The sequence below is a fragment of the Mesorhizobium sp. P170090 genome, assembly GCF_057786115.1.
Window position 1 is genome coordinate 130,631 of sequence record NZ_JBYNWH010000001.1, and the last position, 19,205, is coordinate 149,835.

Annotated in this window: 16 protein-coding genes and 1 tRNA gene; 7 read left to right on the forward strand and 10 right to left on the reverse strand. The window is 63.1% G+C overall.

Annotated features, from left to right (window positions below; genetic code table 11):
• Window positions 1–83: 83 nt before the first annotated feature.
• The 3 genes from AC3EML_RS00645 to AC3EML_RS00655 all read left to right on the forward strand — a co-directional run bounded on the left by AC3EML_RS00645 (window position 84) and on the right by AC3EML_RS00655 (window position 2,871).
• A complete protein-coding gene (locus AC3EML_RS00645; RefSeq protein WP_023685389.1) occupies window positions 84–1,034 on the forward strand; it encodes an acetyl-CoA carboxylase carboxyltransferase subunit alpha in 951 nt (316 codons plus the stop codon).
• 234 nt (window positions 1,035–1,268) lie between these two features.
• A complete protein-coding gene (locus AC3EML_RS00650) occupies window positions 1,269–2,564 on the forward strand; it encodes a L,D-transpeptidase family protein (protein ID WP_488505132.1) in 1,296 nt (431 codons plus the stop codon).
• A 58-nt stretch (window positions 2,565–2,622) separates the two neighbouring features.
• Window positions 2,623–2,871 (forward strand): sulfurtransferase TusA family protein, encoded by a 249-nt coding sequence (locus AC3EML_RS00655; RefSeq protein ID WP_031204348.1) that lies wholly within the window; start codon window positions 2,623–2,625, stop codon window positions 2,869–2,871.
• A gap of 12 nt (window positions 2,872–2,883) precedes the next feature.
• Here the strand turns inward: AC3EML_RS00655 and AC3EML_RS00660 are convergent, their stop codons facing one another.
• Both AC3EML_RS00660 and AC3EML_RS00665 read right to left on the reverse strand, forming a co-directional pair.
• Window positions 2,884–3,987, reverse strand: coding sequence for a CobW family GTP-binding protein (locus AC3EML_RS00660; RefSeq protein ID WP_352521780.1), 1,104 nt, complete (start codon window positions 3,985–3,987; stop codon window positions 2,884–2,886).
• 3 nt (window positions 3,988–3,990) lie between these two features.
• The gene (locus AC3EML_RS00665) at window positions 3,991–5,169 is read right to left on the reverse strand and encodes a D-alanyl-D-alanine carboxypeptidase family protein (protein ID WP_352521809.1); all 1,179 of its coding nucleotides are present in this window, start codon (window positions 5,167–5,169) and stop codon (window positions 3,991–3,993) included.
• Between the two features lie 233 nt (window positions 5,170–5,402).
• Between AC3EML_RS00665 and AC3EML_RS00670 the strand changes: the two genes are divergently transcribed.
• The gene (locus AC3EML_RS00670) at window positions 5,403–6,566 is read left to right on the forward strand and encodes a M20 aminoacylase family protein (protein WP_352521779.1); all 1,164 of its coding nucleotides are present in this window, start codon (window positions 5,403–5,405) and stop codon (window positions 6,564–6,566) included.
• Between the two features lie 106 nt (window positions 6,567–6,672).
• Window positions 6,673–6,749 (forward strand) — tRNA-Arg (locus tag AC3EML_RS00675).
• A 278-nt stretch (window positions 6,750–7,027) separates the two neighbouring features.
• On the opposite strand, the gene AC3EML_RS00680 is transcribed toward AC3EML_RS00675, so the two are convergent.
• The 8 genes from AC3EML_RS00680 to AC3EML_RS00715 form a co-directional block, all read right to left on the reverse strand.
• Window positions 7,028–7,438, reverse strand: a complete 411-nt coding sequence (locus AC3EML_RS00680; RefSeq protein WP_023708223.1) for a TadE/TadG family type IV pilus assembly protein — start codon at window positions 7,436–7,438, stop codon at window positions 7,028–7,030.
• On the reverse strand, window positions 7,428–7,859 hold the full coding sequence (locus AC3EML_RS00685; protein ID WP_023690708.1) for a TadE/TadG family type IV pilus assembly protein: 432 nt from the start codon (window positions 7,857–7,859) through the stop codon (window positions 7,428–7,430). Before AC3EML_RS00685 ends, AC3EML_RS00680 begins: the two co-directional genes overlap by 11 nt.
• A gap of 4 nt (window positions 7,860–7,863) precedes the next feature.
• The gene (locus AC3EML_RS00690) at window positions 7,864–9,069 is read right to left on the reverse strand and encodes a pilus assembly protein TadG-related protein (protein WP_348524259.1); all 1,206 of its coding nucleotides are present in this window, start codon (window positions 9,067–9,069) and stop codon (window positions 7,864–7,866) included.
• A 379-nt stretch (window positions 9,070–9,448) separates the two neighbouring features.
• Window positions 9,449–10,435, reverse strand: a complete 987-nt coding sequence (locus AC3EML_RS00695) for a methyltransferase (protein WP_488505133.1) — start codon at window positions 10,433–10,435, stop codon at window positions 9,449–9,451.
• A gap of 235 nt (window positions 10,436–10,670) precedes the next feature.
• Window positions 10,671–12,062, reverse strand: a complete 1,392-nt coding sequence (chrA, locus tag AC3EML_RS00700) for a chromate efflux transporter (RefSeq protein ID WP_023690134.1) — start codon at window positions 12,060–12,062, stop codon at window positions 10,671–10,673.
• Entirely contained in the window at window positions 12,059–12,877 is an 819-nt protein-coding gene (locus tag AC3EML_RS00705; protein ID WP_023670055.1) for a chromate resistance protein ChrB domain-containing protein, read from the reverse strand. The genes chrA and AC3EML_RS00705 overlap by 4 nt, the downstream gene beginning before the upstream one ends.
• Before the next feature lie 140 nt (window positions 12,878–13,017).
• Window positions 13,018–13,806: a 3-hydroxybutyrate dehydrogenase gene (locus AC3EML_RS00710; RefSeq protein ID WP_023670056.1), complete on the reverse strand. Its 789-nt coding sequence runs from the start codon at window positions 13,804–13,806 to the stop codon at window positions 13,018–13,020.
• 348 nt (window positions 13,807–14,154) lie between these two features.
• Window positions 14,155–14,691 carry a TetR/AcrR family transcriptional regulator gene (locus tag AC3EML_RS00715; protein ID WP_023670057.1) on the reverse strand — a complete coding sequence of 179 codons (537 nt, stop codon included), beginning with the start codon at window positions 14,689–14,691 and terminating at the stop codon, window positions 14,155–14,157.
• A gap of 149 nt (window positions 14,692–14,840) precedes the next feature.
• Between AC3EML_RS00715 and AC3EML_RS00720 the strand changes: the two genes are divergently transcribed.
• Both AC3EML_RS00720 and AC3EML_RS00725 read left to right on the forward strand, forming a co-directional pair.
• Window positions 14,841–16,112, forward strand: coding sequence for an efflux RND transporter periplasmic adaptor subunit (locus AC3EML_RS00720; RefSeq protein WP_352521777.1), 1,272 nt, complete (start codon window positions 14,841–14,843; stop codon window positions 16,110–16,112).
• The gene (locus tag AC3EML_RS00725; protein ID WP_023696405.1) at window positions 16,109–19,192 is read left to right on the forward strand and encodes an efflux RND transporter permease subunit; all 3,084 of its coding nucleotides are present in this window, start codon (window positions 16,109–16,111) and stop codon (window positions 19,190–19,192) included. Before AC3EML_RS00720 ends, AC3EML_RS00725 begins: the two co-directional genes overlap by 4 nt.
• The last annotated feature ends 13 nt before the right edge of the window (window positions 19,193–19,205 follow it).

The following is a 19,205-nucleotide window of genomic DNA, read 5'->3' on the forward strand; positions in this document are numbered from 1 at the left end:
ATATCGCTATGTGAGGGCAACGTGCCCGCGCGGAGCCTACATCTGCGCGATGTTTGCCTTCCGACGCATCGGTCCGCTCAAGAATGTACAATTACCTCGATTTCGAAAAGCCGGTGCAGGACCTTGAACTCAAGATTCTCGAGCTGAAGAAGCTTGCCGAGAATGGCGAGGCGGTCGACGTCGGCGACGAAATCAGCCGGCTCGAGAAGCGCGTGCGCGACGCGCTGCGCGACATCTACAAGGCGCTGACGCCGTGGCAGAAGGTGCAGGTCGCGCGCCACACCGACAGGCCGCATTGCCTCGACTACATCAAGGGTCTGTTCAGCGATTTCACGCCGCTCGCCGGCGACCGCAATTTCGGCGAGGACCAGGCGATCATCGGCGGCTTCGCCCGCTTCCGCGGCGAACCGGTGGCCGTCATCGGCCAGGAAAAGGGCTCCGACACGGCGAGCCGGCTCAAGCACAATTTCGGCTCGGTGCGCCCTGAAGGCTACCGCAAGGCCGTGCGGCTGATGGAACTTGCCGACCGTTTCCAGATCCCACTTCTGACGCTGGTTGACACCGCCGGCGCCTACCCCGGCGTTGGCGCCGAGGAACGCGGCCAGGCTGAAGCCATCGCCCGCTCAACCTCGGCCTGCCTCGGCCTCAAAGTGCCATCGATTTCGGTTGTCATCGGCGAAGGCGGTTCGGGCGGCGCCATTGCGATCGCCACCGCCAACCGCGTCTACATGCTGGAACACGCCATCTATTCGGTGATCTCGCCGGAAGGCGCTGCCTCGATCCTGTGGCGCGACACCACGCGCTCGAAGGATGCGGCGACCAACATGAAGATCACCGCCCAGGACCTTCTGGAAATGAAGATCATCGACGCCATCATTGCCGAGCCGCTCGGCGGCGCCCAGCGCGCGCCCGAAACGGTGATCGCCGCCACCGGCGACCTCATCGCCAAGACGATGAAGGATTTTGCCGGCGCCAACACCGATTTTCGCGAACAGCGCCGCGAAAAATATCTGGCGATGGGCCGCAGCCTCTGATTTTGGCCGGCAGCGCACCGCAATGTGGCGTCAAGGAGCAATTTCGCCACAAAAATGCCGCCGCATTCGGCTCAATAAAAAATCCGTGACACCGGGCGAATTGCCGTGGGGGGCGCCGTCCGACGCTTGCGGTAAGGAATTTTCAAGGTTAACGGGCTTAGGGTCCGTCAGTGTTCAGCATGCAGGCCCGGGCGCTATCCGGCCGTGCCGCGAGAAAAAGACATAGCCGTATCCATGTTTACCAAGCTTGCCCGCACTGGACTTCTGATCGCCGCGCTTGGCGTTGCCGGCTGCAACAATTCCTCGATGAAGAATTTTGCGCCGGAAGCCAGCAAGCCGCTGCCGGACAAGATCCTGGCCGACATGAAGGCCAAGGGCATGATCCGCACCTCGTCGGTGATGGCTCGCATCTTCAAGGAAGAAGGCAAGCTCGAAATCTGGAAGGCCAAGACCACCGGCCGCTACGAGATGGTCGCCAGCTACGACATCTGCAAATGGTCGGGCAAGCTCGGCCCGAAATACACCGAGGGCGACCGCCAGGCGCCGGAAGGTTTCTATACGGTCCGCCCGTCGCAGATGAATCCGCGCTCGAACTATCACCTGTCCTTCAACATCGGCTATCCCAACGCCTATGACCGTGCCAATGGCCGCACCGGTGCCAATCTGATGGTGCACGGCGCCTGCTCGTCGTCGGGCTGTTATTCGATGACCGACCCGCAGATCGAGCAGATCTACGCTTTTGGTCGGGATGCCTTTCAGGGCGGCCAGACCGAGTTCCAGATCCAGGCCTTCCCGTTCCGCATGACCGCCGCCAACATGGCGCGCTACCGCAACGACCCGAACTATGAGTTCTGGAAGATGCTGAAGGTCGGTTACGACAACTTCGAGATCACCAAGGTGCCGCCGAAGGTCGATGTCTGCGACAAGCGCTATGTCTTCAACCAGGTGGCGCCTGAGGGCACGACATTCGATCCGACTGGCGCCTGCCCCGCGACCACGCAGCCGGATTCGCTGAAGAGCGCACTCAACGCCTATCAAAGCAGCTATGACGCGGCCTTCACCGGCGCGGTCAAGGCCAGTGTTCCGGCGCCCAAGCCGACCATTGCCGGCATCAAGGAAGCCAGCATCGTTTCCGACTGGTCGAAGCGCCGCGCCCGGGGCGAGCGCGTGCCGATCGAACCGCCGTCGCTGAATTCCGACGGCACGCTGACCGAGACGGCGCGTATGGGCCGCATCAATTCGCCCGCCGGCCGCAAGATGGCGGCGCTGGACGCAGAGAAGGAAGCCAAGCGCAAGGCCGAGGAACAGCGGGTTGCTGCCATCGAGGCTGCGAAAGCCGCCAAGGCCCAGGCACTGGCTGAAAAGCAAGCGGCAAAGGCCCAAGCGCTGGCCGAAAAGGAAGCAGCCAAGCAGGCCGCCCAGCAGCCGGTCGCCACTGCGAGCGTCGAGGCGGCGCCTGCGGAACCGCCGGCGGACGAAAGCCGGATGTCGAAGATCAAGAACAAGCTGCTAGGCATGTTCGGCGGCTGAGGTTTTCGCCTTGCCGATGCATGCCGCCCAAAAGTGCGCAGCGGTTTTGGACAAAGACATGCATGAAAACAAACAAACAAATCACACCGCAATCTATGACCTCAAGGGCCTGAACTGCCCCCTGCCCGTTCTCAAGGCGAAAAAACGCCTGGCGGCAATGCAGCCGGGCAGCCGGCTTTGGCTGGAGACCACCGATCCGCTGGCGGTCATCGACATCCCCGCCTTTTGCGCCGACGCTGGTCACCAACTGGTTGAAACGTCAGCCGTCAGCGGCGGCCACCGCTTCCTGGTCGAACGCGGCGCATAGCGAGCCTGAGAATCAGCCCCCGGCTATCGCCAGCGGATTGCTCTCCAGCGCCGCGCGATCCGGCGTGTCGATTGACGGCCGGTTGGTGAAGGCGGAAAACAGCCGGCGCACATAGTCTTCCGGCATATCGAGCGTGATCAGCACCAGCCTGGTGCCGCGCTGGCCGTCCGGCCAGGCCAGCAGCCGCGCCGGCGGGTGCAGGATCTTCTGCACCCCGTGGACGACAAGCGGCCGCGACGGGTCCTCCGCAAGCTCGATGACGCCCTTCATCCGCAAAAGCTTGTCGCCATGCGCAGAACGCAGCAGGTCGAGGAACATCTCGATCGCAGAGAACGGCACCGGCCCATCATGGACCAGCGAGTAGGAGCGCACGCGGGAATCGTGGCGGTGGTGGTGCTCATGTTCGCCGTGGTCATGATCATAATGATGGTGGTGCTCATGGGCGGCTTCTTCGCCGAGCCAGCGCCGGACATCGGCGGATTTGGTCGCCGGATTGTAGAGGCCGCAGTCGAACAGCGCCGCGACGCCGGTTCGGCCGTCGCCGGCCTCCAGCACCACGGCGCCTGGATTGAGCTGATGGAGTCGCGTTCGCAAAGCATCGACGTCGGCGGGATCGCTGGCCAGATCGACCTTGGTCAGCACGATGCGATCGGCGACCGCCACCTGCTTGACCGCCTCGACATGGCCGTCGAGCGTCGCATTGCCGTTGACCGCGTCGACCAGCGTGATGACGCCATCAAGTCGGAAGGCCTGCACAAGGGCGGGATGCGCCATGATCGACTGCAGCACCGGCGCCGGATCGGCGAGCCCGGTGGTTTCGACGACGACGCGGGCAAGGCGGGCGATACGGCCGGTCTGCAGCCGGTCGACGAGGTCAGCCAGCGTATCGACCAGTTCGCCGCGCACCGTGCAGCACAGACAGCCGTCGGACAACTGGATGATGCCGTCCGAGGCCTGCTCGACCAGCAGATGGTCGATCGCCACCTCACCGAATTCGTTGATGATGACGGCCGTGTCGACCAGTGCCGGATCTTTGAGCAGCCGGTTGAGCAATGTCGTCTTGCCGGCGCCGAGGAAGCCGGTGACCACCGTGACGGGTATCGGAAAGCCAGCCATCGCCTAGTTCGCGGCTTTGACCAGCTGGTCGCCCTGCACCGCGGTTGCCTGGCCCACCACGGCCGGTTCGGCCCCCTTTGGCGCCGGAATGTCTGGCCGCCAGCTCGGCAGCGGCACATCGGCGTATTCCTGGCCGCCCTGGTCGAGCATCGCCTTCGGCGCCGGCCCGGTGGCGCCGCCGAGGCCCACGGCAACCAGCGTCGGCACGTGGTCGAGCTTTTCCTGATAGGGCGATTTCGGCACGTCGGCACCCTTCGCGGCCACCGGCGGAGCCGCCTCGGACTGCTCGTGCGGCGCTTTCTTCCTGCAGATCTCATCATGCATGTCGTTGGGTGACATTGTATCGCCATAGGAAGGCATGGCCGCGACCGTGAGCCAGTTCGGGTCGGGCGTGGCAAAGCCCTGGTCGAGCAGCCTGGCGGCGGTCTCGGCACGGCTGATCGCCGATCTTTCGCCGAGCACGACCGCGACCAGCGTGCGGCCATTGCGTGTCGCCGAGCCGATCATGTTGAAGCCCGAGGGACAGACGAACCCGGTTTTCATGCCGTCGGCGCCGGGATAGCGCCCGATCAAGAGATTGTAGTTGGAGATCGCCTTCTTGCCGACGGCAAGGCCTTCGATCGAGAACCAGGGGGCGTATTGCGGGAATTCCTTGCGGATCGCCATCACCAGCAGGGCAAGATCGCGCGCCGTCGTATACTGCTCCGGCGAAAACAGTCCGTTCGGATTGACGAAATGCGTTCCGGTCATGCCAAGCCGCGCCGCCTCCGCATTCATGCGAACGGCGAATCCGGCCTGCGAGCCGCCTATGTTTTCGCCGATGGCCATGGCGATATCGTTGGCCGATTTGACCAGCATCATCTTCAACGCATTGTCGAGCCGCATAACCGAGCCCGGCTTGAAGCCCATCTTGCTCGGCGGTTCGCCCGCCGAATGCTTGGTCACCCTGATCGGTGAATCGAGCTGGACCTCGCCGGCGGCAATCGCCCGGAAGGTGACATAGGCGGTCATCAGCTTGCTCAGCGAAGCGGGATACCAGCGCTTGAATGCGTCCTGGTGCTGCAGAACCTTGCCGCTGTTGAGGTCGAACAGGATCACCGGATTGGCCAAAGCTGGCCCAGCCAGCATGGGTAGCGCCAAGCCGCCCGTTAGCAGTAATTTGAGGATATGGCTGTGCCGCATCATGGAATCCGAAATCGCCTCTTGCCGTAGTCGCCCCTGGCTCCGTAAGATTTCGTTACGCGATGGCCAGCATGACCTGATCCGGCCCTCAATTTCCGGATCACATTGTCTGGGGTGCTATTTACCCTATGTGACGCCAAGATGGCAAAGTGCCAAGATGGCAACAAGCATGGCAATCACAATTGCAATCAAGCAGGCCAGATCGTCTGCTCCAACAGCGAGATGGAACCATTATGCCGATTCTCAACCGCGCCGCCGAGATGCAGGATGAAGTTGCCGGCTGGCGACGCCATCTGCACCAGACGCCAGAACTGAATTTCGATGTCTTCAAGACCGCCGCCTTCGTCACCGAGAAGCTGAAGGAATTCGGCTGCGACGACGTGGTGACGGGCCTCGGCAAGACCGGCGTCGTCGGCATCATCCATGGCCGCAAGGGGCAAGGCGCGACCATCGGCTTGCGCGCCGACATGGACGCGCTGCCGATCAACGAGATCACCGGCAAGCCCTATGCCTCGACCGTTCCCGGCAAAATGCACGCCTGCGGCCATGACGGCCATACGGCGATGCTTTTGGGCGCCGCCAAATATCTGACCGAAACGCGCAATTTCGCCGGTTCGGTCGCGGTTATCTTCCAGCCGGCCGAAGAGGGCGGCGGCGGCGGCAACGAGATGGTCAAGGACGGCATGATGGAGCGTTTCAATATTTCGCGCGTCTTTGGCATGCACAACATGCCGGGCCTGCCGGTGGGCCAGTTCGCCATCCGGCCGGGTCCGATCATGGCGGCGACCGCCGAGTTCACCATCACCGTGAAGGGCCGCGGCGGCCATGCGGCGATGCCGCACGGCACGATCGACCCGATCGTCATCACCAGCCAGCTGGTCGGCGCCCTGCAGACGGTCGCTTCGCGCAGCACCGATCCGGTCGAGGCGGTGGTGGTTTCGGTGACGAAATTCCACGCCGGCGACGCCTATAACGTCATTCCCGAGACCGCCGAGATTGCCGGCACGGTGCGCACACTGAAGAAAGAGATCGCCAAGAAATCGGAAGAGCGCATCCGCACCATCTGCGAAGGAATAGCCACCGCCTTCGGCGCGACGATCACCGTCGACTATGACGCCAACTATCCCGTGACCTTCAATCATCCGGAAGAAACGGTCTTTGCCGGCGATGTCGCGGCAAATGTCGCCGGCGACACCCAGGTCCACCGCGCCATCCAGCCGGTGATGGGCGGCGAAGACTTCTCCTACATGCTGGAAGCCCGACCTGGCGCCTTCATCTTCATCGGCAATGGCGAGACCGCCGGCCTCCATCATCCGGCCTACGACTTCAACGACGAAGTCATACCGCACGGCATGAGCTACTGGGTGAAACTGGCCGAAGCGGCGCTGGCAGCCTGACCTGCCCCGACGAAAGGCCGGCCGATTAGCCTTCGGCCGGCCTCTTCATTGCCTTCGGCGAGCCTCTTGGCGAAACGATCGGAAGCGGCTATGTGTCGGGCCGCGTGGTCCCGTAGCTCAGTAGGATAGAGCGGCAGATTCCTAATCTGTAGGTCACAGGTTCGATTCCTGTCGGGATCACCAGCAAGATCAAAGGCTTGGTGACTGAGATAGCCTGTCCGCATGTTGCAGCACTGATGGACTGGTCTTAGGTGATTTTCACGGACGCGACCAAGCAAGCAGCCTGACTTTAGTTCCATAGAAAAAGTCCATCCCTGAGGTCTCAGGAGCGAGGTTTAAGCATCTACAGCCGCGAAGAGAATCGACCTCTTGCAAGTACAATTCCAGATCGAGCGATGGTTCCCAGTCGATCCGTTACGGTCTGAGTTCGGCGCCGCCAACTCAACCAAGCCGGCCGTATCCTAGCTGGCAACCAGGGGCACCGTGACGGTCGTGGCGTAATTTATCGGATACTGGTCGAAATACGGGAAAGCGATGACGAAGGCATAGCTGGCGGTCAGATGCGCCATCTTGAAACCGCCGCTGGCAGGGTCGGTCGCGATCGTCACAATGACGTTCTTCAGACCCAGGTTCACCAATTTCTGCGTGGCGATGGCCTGGATGTCGCTCTGCGAAAGCGTGTTGTTCAGCTGCAGCGCCCGGGAAGAGGTTTCCAGTGTATAGCGGACGGTCGACACGGCATTCATGGCCCAGCCGAAGGCGAAGATTCCGAACAAAAGCATCACCAGGAAAGGCGCGATCAAGGCGAATTCCAGCCCGGCTGCGCCGGAGCAGTCACGGCGCCACCTGGATCCGATCCTTTCAGCGGACACGGATCACCTGCTGATGACTGATCGCGCGCGGGTCCGGGAAGACACCGAAGTTAAACGGGGGCACCCAGGTGCCCGTCGCCGTTATCTGGACGAAGATTTTCTTTCCGCCGCAGATGGTGGTCTCATCCACGACCGTGGCGCCGCACAAATAGGAGCGGACCAGCACGACCGCGGCGTCCTCGGGCTTGTCGTTCCAGCTCGAAAGCGCGACCGCCTGCGTCCCGGTGTCATTGGACGCGCCGGCCATCACGAGATTGGCCGCGGTTTTGACGCCCGCGCGCATCTGCAGGTAACTCGTCACGTAGGACCAGCCATCGGCGATGCCGAGGCAGACCAAGCACAGGACGGGCAGCAACATGGCAAACTCCACGGCGGCTATCCCGGATTTGTCCCGGACAATGCGCAAGGTCCGCCCACCCATCCCGCTACTCGACAAGCTGAACGGACAGTGCCGCCGGAATGTCGTCCATCCCGAGGCCTTTGCAGTTCTGCTTGATCGTCGTACTGCCTGACCACTGGATAGTGTCGGCGACGACCTGAGTGCAGCCACCGTTCCCCGAGAAGTTGCCAAGGTAGTTGACCTGCTGCCTGGGAAAATAGATGGCGCCGGTCAAAAGCGAGTCCGCTGTGCCGTTGAAGGTGCTCTGTGCCGCAGTCCCGGTCCTGTCGCCGTAGAACAGCACGCCGGAATAGGCTCCGGAGGTAGGCGCGCTCAGCGTCACCTTGGCGTTGCCGTTCATGCTGACGGTGTTGCTGCCTGCCATGAAGATGGTTACCCCGCTGCCGGCGACGACCGCGTTGGCGTTGACCTTCATACCGCCCTGCACGACGTAGACGCCGGGCTGCAGGGTGACGTTGCCGCTGAGGCTCATGCCGCTACAGTAGGTGCCAGGCTGGAGTGTTTGCGACGTCTTGTTGCCGTTGACATTCTTGCAAGGGTTGCCGGCTGTCGGCGTCGCCAAGCCGGAGAAAGGATCGGCTGCCGGCAAGGCTCGGGTGATGTTGGACTTGCAGACTGTGGTCGCTGGATTGTTCAGCACCATGCCGCCGACCGTGATCAGGCAGTCGGCCTTGAGCACCGCCGAGCCCTGCGTCTTTATCGCGTCCGAGGCAATCGAGTCCGACATGACCGAACAGCCGGTGAGGTTGACGGTGGTGTTGCCGGAAAAGAGCGCAGCCTGGGAGGCCGACGGACTGAGCGCCAGCACGCAAGCTTTGGAGGCGTCATTGATCAGCGCCACCGCCCTTGCCTGTTCGGCAACGGGCGCCTGGTTGAAAATCGCCGTGAAGTAGCGGTCGAGGTTCTGCTTGACGATGACCTCCACTGCCTTCTTCGCGGTGTTCGGGCCGGACAATGGCGGCGTGTTGACCTGGATGGTGCCCGGCGTGGCAAAATTGTTCGAGGTCGCGGACTGCGTGGCGGCGGCGATGATGGTCGGGTTATCGGAACCCGCGACTTTCTCGAGCGCGCCGGCATAGGCCGCGGCATCGGCAACGGCCTGCAGCTTAAGGCTGCTGTAATACCAAAAGGATGTCTCCACACCGAGGCCGGCGCCGCCAACCACGACCGGCAAGGTGAAGGCAACGATGACGGCAACGTTACCGTTCGTGGCGCGCCTTAGGCGGCTCAAAGCAAACCAAATCCGGGTGAACGCGTTGGATGCCATATGTATTAGAAACCACGAATAGATAAACGAATGTCTAAAAACTCCATTCCGATTCGACGTAGTCGAACGGGCTAGCTAGGCGCAAGTTGCAGCGACCGCGCAACATCCTGTCGGAGGTTCCGCCCCAATCGACGAATGCGAAATATGCCGCTATCCCGAACTTTGTTGTCGACCAAGTGACATTTAAATGCCCCCTCTGCGAAGAAGCTATCGAGAAGACAGGGGACACCGCGCTGCCGGTAAGGGGAAAGATCGGCTCACGCCGCCTCAGGAACTTTGTGCAATCCGTCCGGGGCTGGCTCTGAGGGCCACACACGCCCGAAACCAACCACTCCAGCCACGATCAGTCCGTGAGGCGCCCACGAAACAACGTGGTGCCGTCGGTCAGCTGCGACCTGGAGATATCCCGGAACCCAGCCCCGGCCATCCACCCGCGATACTGACCTTCCGTGTACGATTCGCCTGTGCGGTAAAGGTTCAGGAAGGTGAGATTGAGAAAGACACCCTCAGGCGGGCCGAGACGGTCGTCATCGACGACACCCCACCCCGCAATTGCGATCTCGCCTCCTTGGGTGAGGCAACGCGCCGCGTTCAGGATCGAACTGCGCGCCTGGTCCGGCGGCAGGACCTGGACGACAGCCTTCAGGATTGCCAAGTCATGCCGGCCGGTCGATGGCGCGACCGTTATGTCGCCTTCTTCGACAACCACATCGCCGGCACCGTATTCCGACAGGATCGCTGGTGCGACCGCCGCGACCGTCGGGAGTTCCATCAAAGTCGCCGCAATATGCGGCCATCGCTCGCGAAGACCGACCAGAATGGTCCCGGCGCCGCCGCCGATGTCGATCACCGAACCGACCGCCGAGAAGTCCAGTTCACGGGCGAGATTTCGGCCGAAAATCACCCCTCCCGGTGCGAGCATGCGGCTGAAGGCCGCTGCGGATTCTGGCCCCGCTTCGGAAAAGTCGTGCAGCGCGGCCGGCCAATTCTGCCGCAGCGACTCTGCGGTCAAAAGGTCGGCTCCCCAGAGTTCGCGCAGCAGCACATGATCGCCGCCGCGATAGGTCGGCTTGGACGCGTCAAGAAACTCCGACGCTTCGGCTCCGTTGCGAAACTGACCATCCTCGACGTCGAGGAGACCGATGCTGGCGAGCGCGTAGAGGAGCCGCGACAGACGAGCGGGCTCGACTTTGAGCGCTGCCCCAAGGCTGTCGGCAGTCGCAGCATCGCCGCCGAGCCAGGTGAAGATGCCAAGGTCCAGCCCGGCACGAAGCGCCAAGGCGGGGGGCACCCCTGCGATCAGCTTGTCGATCCGATCGGAATCCACCATGTCATATCCCGTTGTGCGATCCAGGATCGACTTTGAACAGCTCGGCCAACCTCGTCAAATCAGTTCGCCAGCGCGCCGCTCTCCGTCGAGCAGGTTCAGCTTGGCGGTATCGGGTTCGACGTAAAGCGTATCTCCGGGGCCAGCGCTGATCCTACCAGCGCCCGCGACCGTTGTGCGCCGGCCCGGCATACCTCAAAAATCCGGCTGTGATAATGGCTGGTCGCGCCTTCGGACGCTACGCAGGCAAGGCCAGCAGCGCCAGTCCGGCCAGCGCCGAGCCGGCCAATGTCGGCAGCATGCCGATCCTCAGTTTCAGCATGGCGACCATGGCGGCCGCCGCCAGCAGCGCGGCGCGCCAATCCAGCGACGACAGCACCGGTAGCTCCATCCCAAGACCAAAACGGTGCAACGCGCCGAAGACGACATGCAGTGCGAACCACAGCGCAAGGTTCATCACCACGCCGACCACAGCCGCCGTGATCGCACTCAGCGCCGCCGACAGCGCCTTGTTGCCGCGCAGCGCCTCGATGTAGGGGGCACCCAGAAAGATCCAGAAGAAGCACGGCACGAACGTCACCCAGAGCGTCAGCAATGCGCCGAGCGATCCGGCCACAAGCGGTCCCATCGCACCGGCGTGACGATAGGCGGCGACGAAGCCGACGAACTGCAGCACCAGGATCAATGGTCCCGGCGTCGTCTCGGCCAGACCAAGCCCATCGACCATTTCACCCGGCGCCAGCCAGCCGAACGAGGTCACCGCTGCCTGCGCGACATAGGAGAGCGCAGCGTAGGCGCCGCCGAATGTGACCACCGCCATCAGGCTGAAGAAGCCGCCAAGCTGTGCCCAAACACTGGCAGGGCCGGTCAGCGCCAGGATCAGTACGACCGGCCCGAGCCAGATCGGCAGCCAGATCGCGATGGTGCGCGGCGCGTGCCATTTCGTCGGCTTGGTGTGAGCGAGGTCGCCGCGTTCGAACATGACGTCGACGGCGCCCCTGACATCGGGCAAATTGTCCTTGCCGCGTGCGGCTCCGGAAAAACGCGCCGGTGCCAAGCGGTTGCCGATCCAGCCGGTCAGCCCTGCAACCAGGATGATCAGCGGAAACGGCAGCCTGATGACATAAATGGCAAGGAACGCGGCCACCGCGATCGCCACCATCACCCGGTTCTTGAGCGCCCGTTTGCCGATGCGGAGGACCGCCTCGACGACGACGGCCAGCACCGCCGCCTTGATGCCGAAAAACAGCGCCTCGATGACAGGCGCATCATTGTAAAGCACGTAGAAGATGCTGAGGCCCAGCATGACAAACGCACCGGGCAGCACGAACAGGATGCCGGCGACGAGGCCGCCGGCGGTCCGGTGCAGCAGCCAGCCGATATAGATGGCGAGCTGCTGTGCCTCGGGGCCTGGCAGAAGCATGCAGTAGTTGAGCGCATGCAGGAACCGCTGCTCGCCGATCCAGCGGCGATCCTCGACCAATTCCTTGTGCATCAGCGCGATCTGTCCGGCCGGCCCGCCGAAGGAGAGCAGGCCGATCCTTGCCCACAGTTTCGCGGCTTGGCGGAAGGTCGGGACGACCGGAGCCTCGGTAGCCTGTGCATCGTCGTCCGCGGCGAGGGCGCTCATGGCGCTTTGCCCGCGCTGGGCCAATTGTGGGTTTCGTCAGTGGCATCGCGGCACCATCTGAAGAACGCATCGTAGAGCAGCATGCCGGCATCAAGCTGTTCGAGATCGTCGCGGAACATGCGCGACAGCCCGAGCGATGCAGCGAGGAACCCGGCCGCCTGCGGTACGAGATCGAGGCGCGCCGTATCGGCTGCACGCACGATCAGCGCAAGGCGATCGAGCGCTTCGGACCGCAACCCGAACTCTTCGATCATCGTGTCGAAGGTGCAGCGCTCGCCGCGATGGCTCCAGAACACGTCGTCGATGTCGAAGGCAACCGCCCCAAACCGATCGGCGGCCGCCAGCACTTCAGACGGCTCGACAAACAGGAACACCGCCGAGGGATCGACGAAGCGGCGGATCAGCCAGGGACAGGCGATGCGGTCGACCTTGGGGCGGGCACGCGTCACCCAGACCGTGCGGCCCTTGTCGTCGCGGGGCGGTATCTTGTCGGCCTTGACCAGAAGTCCCTTGGCCGCCTGCCACGCCTCGAAGCCGCCTTCAAGGGATTCGGCAGCAATGCCCTCATGGCGCAGCCATGCGGCAACGCCTTGCGAGAGCTTCAGCCCCTTCTGGCAGATGACGACAGCATGAGCCCCCGTGAACTCGGCCGCCCAGCTCGAAACAGACTTGAAGTCGCGCCGGCACGAGGCCGGAAGCAGCCGCGGATCGGCGTCGTAGTCTTCGTCGATGCGGACATCGACAAGAACAGGCGCGTCGGACAGACCGACAAGGCGGGAAAGCTGCGCTACGGTGATTGCGGTTGTTGACGGCATGGCGTCCACCTCCAGAGTGAGAGTTTGGACGCGATCATTGGGCTGACGCCTCACGGGGTCGTCGCGAAGGAACCCCTTGCCACAATGCTGGATTGATCCTTCGTCTTTGTCAAGGAAAGAGCGGCGCCGGGGGACCGCGCCTACTGCGCCGTCCAGCCGCCATCCATCGGCAAAGTCGTGCCGGTAATCTGCCTGGCCGAGTCCGAGCACAGAAACAGCGTCAGCGCGGCGAGCTCCTCCACGGTGACGAATTGCTTCGTCGGCTGTGCCGCCAGGAGCACGTCGCGCTTGACCTGTTCCTCGGTCATGCCGCGCGCCTTCATCGTGTCGGGGATCTGCCTTTCGACCAGTGACGTCCAGACATAGCCGGGCGCGATGGCGTTGACGGTGATGCCGTCCTGCGCGACTTCCAGCGCTACCGTCTTGGTCAGACCCGCTATGCCGTGCTTGGCCGAGACGTAAGCCGACTTGAACGGCGAGGCGACCAGTGCATGCGCCGACGCGGTGTTGATGATGCGGCCCCATTTGCGCGCCTTCATGCCGGGCACCACGGCCTTGATCGCGTAAAAGGCGGCAAGCAGATTGATGCGGATGATGGCTTCCCACTTGTCGTCGGGAAACTCCTCGATTGGCGCGACATGCTGTATCCCGGCATTGTTGACCAGAATGTCGAGGCTGCCTAAGGCCTGCTCGGCTTCGCGCACCATGGCGGTCACCGCTGCGCCGTCCATCATGTTGGCGCCGGAGTAGCGGCACTGGACGCCGAAATCCTTCTCGATGCCGGCGCGCTCCTGTTCGATCGCCGCGGCTTCGCCAAGGCCGTTGATCGTGACGTTGGAGCCCTCGGCGGCAAGGGCGCGGGCAATGGCCAGGCCAATGCCGCTGGTCGATCCGGTGACGAGCGCATTCTTCGAAGAAAGGGAACCCATGGAGATCTCGCGACTGTTAGGAGGACTACAAAGGCACATAGTTTGTGCGCCGCAACATGACAATGCCATAACCATATGCCGGCGCCATCACAGCCCTAAAACGCGCTTTGCCGGCCTCGCCGAGCGCCGTCTCAAGGCTGACACGTCAAGGCTGGCACGGCAGTGTTATGGTGCGGCGCAACATAGTCGGCCGCGCATTCGCGCAGTCATTCCTGAAGCATCGATCCAACGAATCAGGGGGGCTGTAGCTTGAAATCGCCGATGTCGTGATGCGTGCCTATGCCATGCCGCTCACTAACCGTCCTTTCCGCCCGGCCCGTATCGCTTCTTCGACCGCGACGCCCTAAGCTATCCCGCAATCTCCAGTAGGGCCGATACCAGCAAGTGGCGTTCGTCGGCGGACAGCACGTCGGAATCGAAGAGGTTCATGCTGCGCAGCCCTTCGATGGCCAGAAAGCAGACCAGCAGCGTCTTGAGGTCCGGCGTCTCGCTCTTCAGCCGCTGCAGCAGCTGTGACTTGAAGGCTTTTATCGGCGTCAGGAAATCCGGATCCTCGGCGATCGCCGAGAATATCCACGAAGCCGTCGGCTTCGGCTCCTCACAATCATCCGCCGAGAGCCGGATATAGGTGGCGAGCAGGCTCTCGCCGCTGGCGCCGGCGACACGGCCCGATTCCAGCGCCAGCTCGAACGCGCGCAGGTAATTCTCCACCAGGCCCTGCATCAGTTTGGCCTTGGTCGGAAAGTTATATAACAGGCCGCCTTTCGACACGCCGGCGCGGCTGGCGACGGCGTCAAGCGACAGGCTGCCGGGACCGGTCTCGCGTGCGACATCGGCGGCGGCGGCGAGTATCTTGTCGCGCGAATTTGCCCTTTGGGTCTTCATCGATCCCTTCCCCCGCACCAGCCTAGGCGGAATTGACAAGACCGTCCAGACGGTACAGTAAGTTCGCCGTCATTTGTAATCGGGACCTGGCGTCGATAAGTGTCCCGCTATTCGGCTATTTTGCCGGACACCGGCCGAGGGGACAGTTCGTGAAGCGCTTCATCTCTATCACCGCAATTCTGCTTCTGCTCGCTCTGGTGTGCGTCGGCGTTGTCGGCTTCAACCTGTTCCGCGACAACGCTATCAAACAGTATTTCGCCACCATGAAGCCGCCGGCGACGACCGTATCGACGGTTGTCGTCAAGCCTTCCGACTGGACGCCGGGCGTCGAGGCGATCGGCACGGTACGCGCCGTGCGCGGTGTCGACCTTACCGTCGAGACCAGCGGCATCGTCAAGGACATCCTTTTCCATGCCAACCAGAAGGTGCCGGTCGATTCGGTCCTGCTGCAGCTCGACGATGCCGTCGAACGCGCGGATCTGGTCGCGGCCAAGGCGCAGTCCGTGTCCGACAAGACGGCGCTCGAACGCGCGCTGGAGCTGCAGCGGCGCGGCGTCGGAACGGATGCCACGCTCGACACCGCTCAAGCCGCTGCATCGGCCTCCGCCGCGCAGGTCAACAAGCTGCAGGCCGTGCTCGATCAGAAGCAGCTGACGGCGCCGTTCGCCGGCACCGTGGGCATCCCCAAGATCGACCTCGGCCAATATCTCTCGCCCGGCAACGCAGTGGTGACCTTGCAGGATCTGGACACCATGCGGGTCGATTTCTCGGTACCCGAACAGCAGCTGCCGCTGCTCAAGATAGGCCAGGCGGTGCGGCTCGGCCTCGGCGGCACCGGCGGCGGCGCCGACATGCCGTTTGCCGGCTCCATTCGCGGCATCGATCCCAAGATCGACGCTTCAAGCCGCCTGGTGTCCGTCCGCGGCGAGGTCGCCAACCCTGACGGCAAGCTGACGCCCGGCCAGTTCGTCCAGGTTCGCGTCGAGCTGCCGCAGGAGAAAAACATTCTGTCCTTGCCGCAGACGGCATTGACGTCGAGCCTCTATGGCGACTTCGTCTTCGTCGTCGTTCCGGCGAAGCCGGCGGAAGGCGCCCCAGCCGCGAAACCCGAGGAAAAGCCTGCCGCGGGGGCCGACGCAGCAAAGCCGGCGGCAGATGCAAAGCCGGCAGACGCGAAACCGGCTGCCGAAGACGCCGCGGCGAAGCCCGCGGCAGAACCGGAAAAGCCGGCGCTCGTGCTGTCGCAGGTGTTCGTGAAGCCCGGCCGCCGCAACGACGGCATGGTCGAGATCATCGAGGGCATCAAGGCCGGTGACGAGGTCGTCACCGCCGGTCAGAACCGTCTCTTCAACGGCATGTCCGTCGCTGTCGACAACACCATTGACCCCAGCAAGTCGGCTAACCAGCAGGCTCAGCAATGAACTTTTCCGACATCTTCATTCGCCGGCCGGTCCTCTCCACCGTCCTCGCCTGCATGATCCTGCTCCTGGGTTTCCAGGGCATCTTCAACCTGTCGATCCGGCAGTATCCCAAGGTTGACGAGACGGCGATCACCATCACCACCGCCTATCCCGGCGCCAGCGCCGACCTGATCCAGGGCTTTATCTCCGCCCCGATCGCGCGGGCCGTCGCCTCGACCGAGAACATCGACTACGTCACCTCGTCCAGCCGGCCGTCTTCGAGCACTGTGGTCGTCCAGATGAAGCTCGGCTCCAATCCGGATGTCGCGCTCACCGAGGTCCTGTCGAAGGTGCAGGGCGTACGCGGCACCTTGCCGGATGCATCCAAGGACCCGGTCATCGTCAAGGGCACCGGCCAAGAGTTCGCGATGATGTACATCTCGATGCAGAATCCGAACATGAGCAAGGAGCAGCTCACCGAATATATCGAGCGCGTCGTGCGGCCCCGCATGTCGACGGTCGAAGGTGTCGCCGACGTGCAGATCTTCGGCGCCGAGGAATATTCGATGCGGGTCTGGATCGACCCGGTCAAGCTTGCTGCGCGTGGCGTCACCGCCGCCGAAGTGCTGGCGGCGATCAACAACTCCAACTTCCTGTCGGCGCCCGGCAACACCGAGAACGAATATGTCGTCTCCTCGATCACGGTTCGCTCGACGCTGCAGACGCCTGAGGCCTTTGCCGAGCTTCCGCTGCGCTCGACGGACGGCCAGGTGGTGCGCTTGCGCGACGTGGCGCGAGTCGAGCTTGCCGCCGAGAGCACCGACACGAGGGTGAGCTTCAATGGCAAGCCCGGCACCTTCCTCGCCATCTTCCCGACGCCGGCCGCCAACCCGCTGACAACGGCGGAGGCGATCCACAAGATCGTGCCTTTGATTCAAGAGACGCTGCCGAAAGGCATGACCATCGAAATCGTCTACGATTCCACCGAACAGATCAGCGCCTCGATCGATGAAGTGTTCAAGACCATCGCCGAAGCCGTCGCCATCGTCGTCGTGGTCATCCTGTTGTTCCTCGGCTCATTCCGCTCGGTGATGATGCCGATCGTGACCATCCCGCTGTCGCTGGTCGGCGTCTGCTTTCTTTTGTTTGCGGTCGGCTATTCGATCAACCTTCTGTCGCTGCTGGCCATGGTGCTGGCCATCGGCCTTGTCGTCGACGACGCTATCGTGGTGGTGGAGAACATTCATCGCCACATGGAGGAGGACCACATGTCGCCGATGCAGGCGGCCTTCAACGGCATGCGCGAGATTTTCTCCGCCATCGTGGCCATGACCATCACGCTCGCCGCCGTGTTCGCGCCGCTGGCCTTCACCGGCGGCCTGACCGGCGCGCTGTTCCGCGAGTTCGCGGTGACGCTCGCCGGTTCGGTGGTGCTGTCCGGCCTCATAGCCGTCACCATCACGCCGATGATGGCGGCGCGTCTGCTCAAGGCGGGATCGCACAGTCGCTTCCAGCGCGTCGTCGACGGAACCTTCAGCCGTGTCGAGCATGTCTATGAGCGGGCGGTCACCGCCTCCTTGAGAAATCGACCGGTGACACTGCTGATGGTCGTGGCGCTGGTTGCGCTCACCGGCTTCATGTTCACCAAGACCTCGAGCGAACTGGCGCCGGAAGAGGACCAGGGCTTCCTGTTGTCGATCGTGACGGCACCGCGCTACGCGACCTCGGACTACACCGAGACCTACGTCAACCAGATCCTCGGCCTGGTGAAGGACATTCCCGAAACCAGGGCGCAATTCTCTGCCGTTGCCTTTGGCGGCGCCACCAACGGCGCCTTTGTCGGCTTCGCCTTCAAGGATTGGGCCGAGCGCCAGCGCAACTCAAAGGAGCTTCAAGCCGATATCCAGGGACGCCTCGGCAAGGTGGCCGGCGTCGAGGCCTTCGTCTTCGCGCCGCCGACGCTGCCGGGCTCCGGCGGCGGCCTGCCGATCTCCATGGTGGTGCGCTCGACCGGTGGTTCCGCCGAGGTCTACGAGGCGGCCGAGCAGATTAAGAACAAGGCGCAGGCCTCCGGCCGCTTCATCGTCGTGCAAAACTCGATGTCCTTTGACGCTCCGCAGGTGACGGTGACCATCGACCGCGACCGCGCGGCGGCTCTCAACCTGCCGATCGCCGACATCGGCCAGACGCTGACGCTGCTGGTCGGCGGCGCCGAAGTGGCTCAGTTCGACCGCGACTCCAACAGCTACGACATCATCCCGCAGGTGCCGAAGGAATTCCGCGACAATCCCGAGAAGCTCGGCGAATATTTCGTGCGTAGCGTGACCGGCGAAATGGTGCCGCTTTCAGCGGTAGTGAAGATTTCGACCAACGCCGCGCCGGCCGCGATCGAGCAGTTCAACCAGCTGAACTCGGCGACGATATCAGCGCTGCCGCTTCCCGGCGTCACCACGGGCGACGGGCTGCAGACCCTGGAGAACCTTGCCAAGGAGAGCCTGCCCGATACCTTCTTCATCGATTATTCCGGCCAGTCCCGGCAGGAGAAGGAGCAGGGCAACACGATCCTTATCGCGTTCGCAGCCGCCGTAATCGTCATCTATCTGGTGCTGGCGGCGCAGTTCGAAAGCTTCCGCGACCCGCTGATCATCATGATGGCGGTGCCACTGTCGATCTTTGGCGCCATCGTGCCGCTCAATCTGGGGCTTGGAACGCTCAATATCTACACGCAGGTCGGCCTGATCACACTGATAGGTCTGATCACCAAGCATGGCATTCTTCTGGTCGAGTTCGCCAACCAGCAGCGCGAGCTGCATGGCATGAGGCGGCGCGATGCGATCGTCGCCTCGGCCAAGGTGCGCTTGCGGCCGATCCTGATGACGACAGCGGCGATGGCGCTCGGCGTCGTGCCGCTGATCGTGTCCAGTGGTGCTGGTGCGGCGGCGCGCTATTCGATGGGCCTCGTGATCTTCACCGGCATCCTGGTCGGAACCATGTTCACCCTGTTCGTGGTGCCGATGTTCTACACCTTCATCGCCAGCAAGGACCTGCCGCACCACGCCGAAAAGCCAGACCCGAAGCTGATGCCGGTGCACGCGGACTGAGCTGCGAACGGCG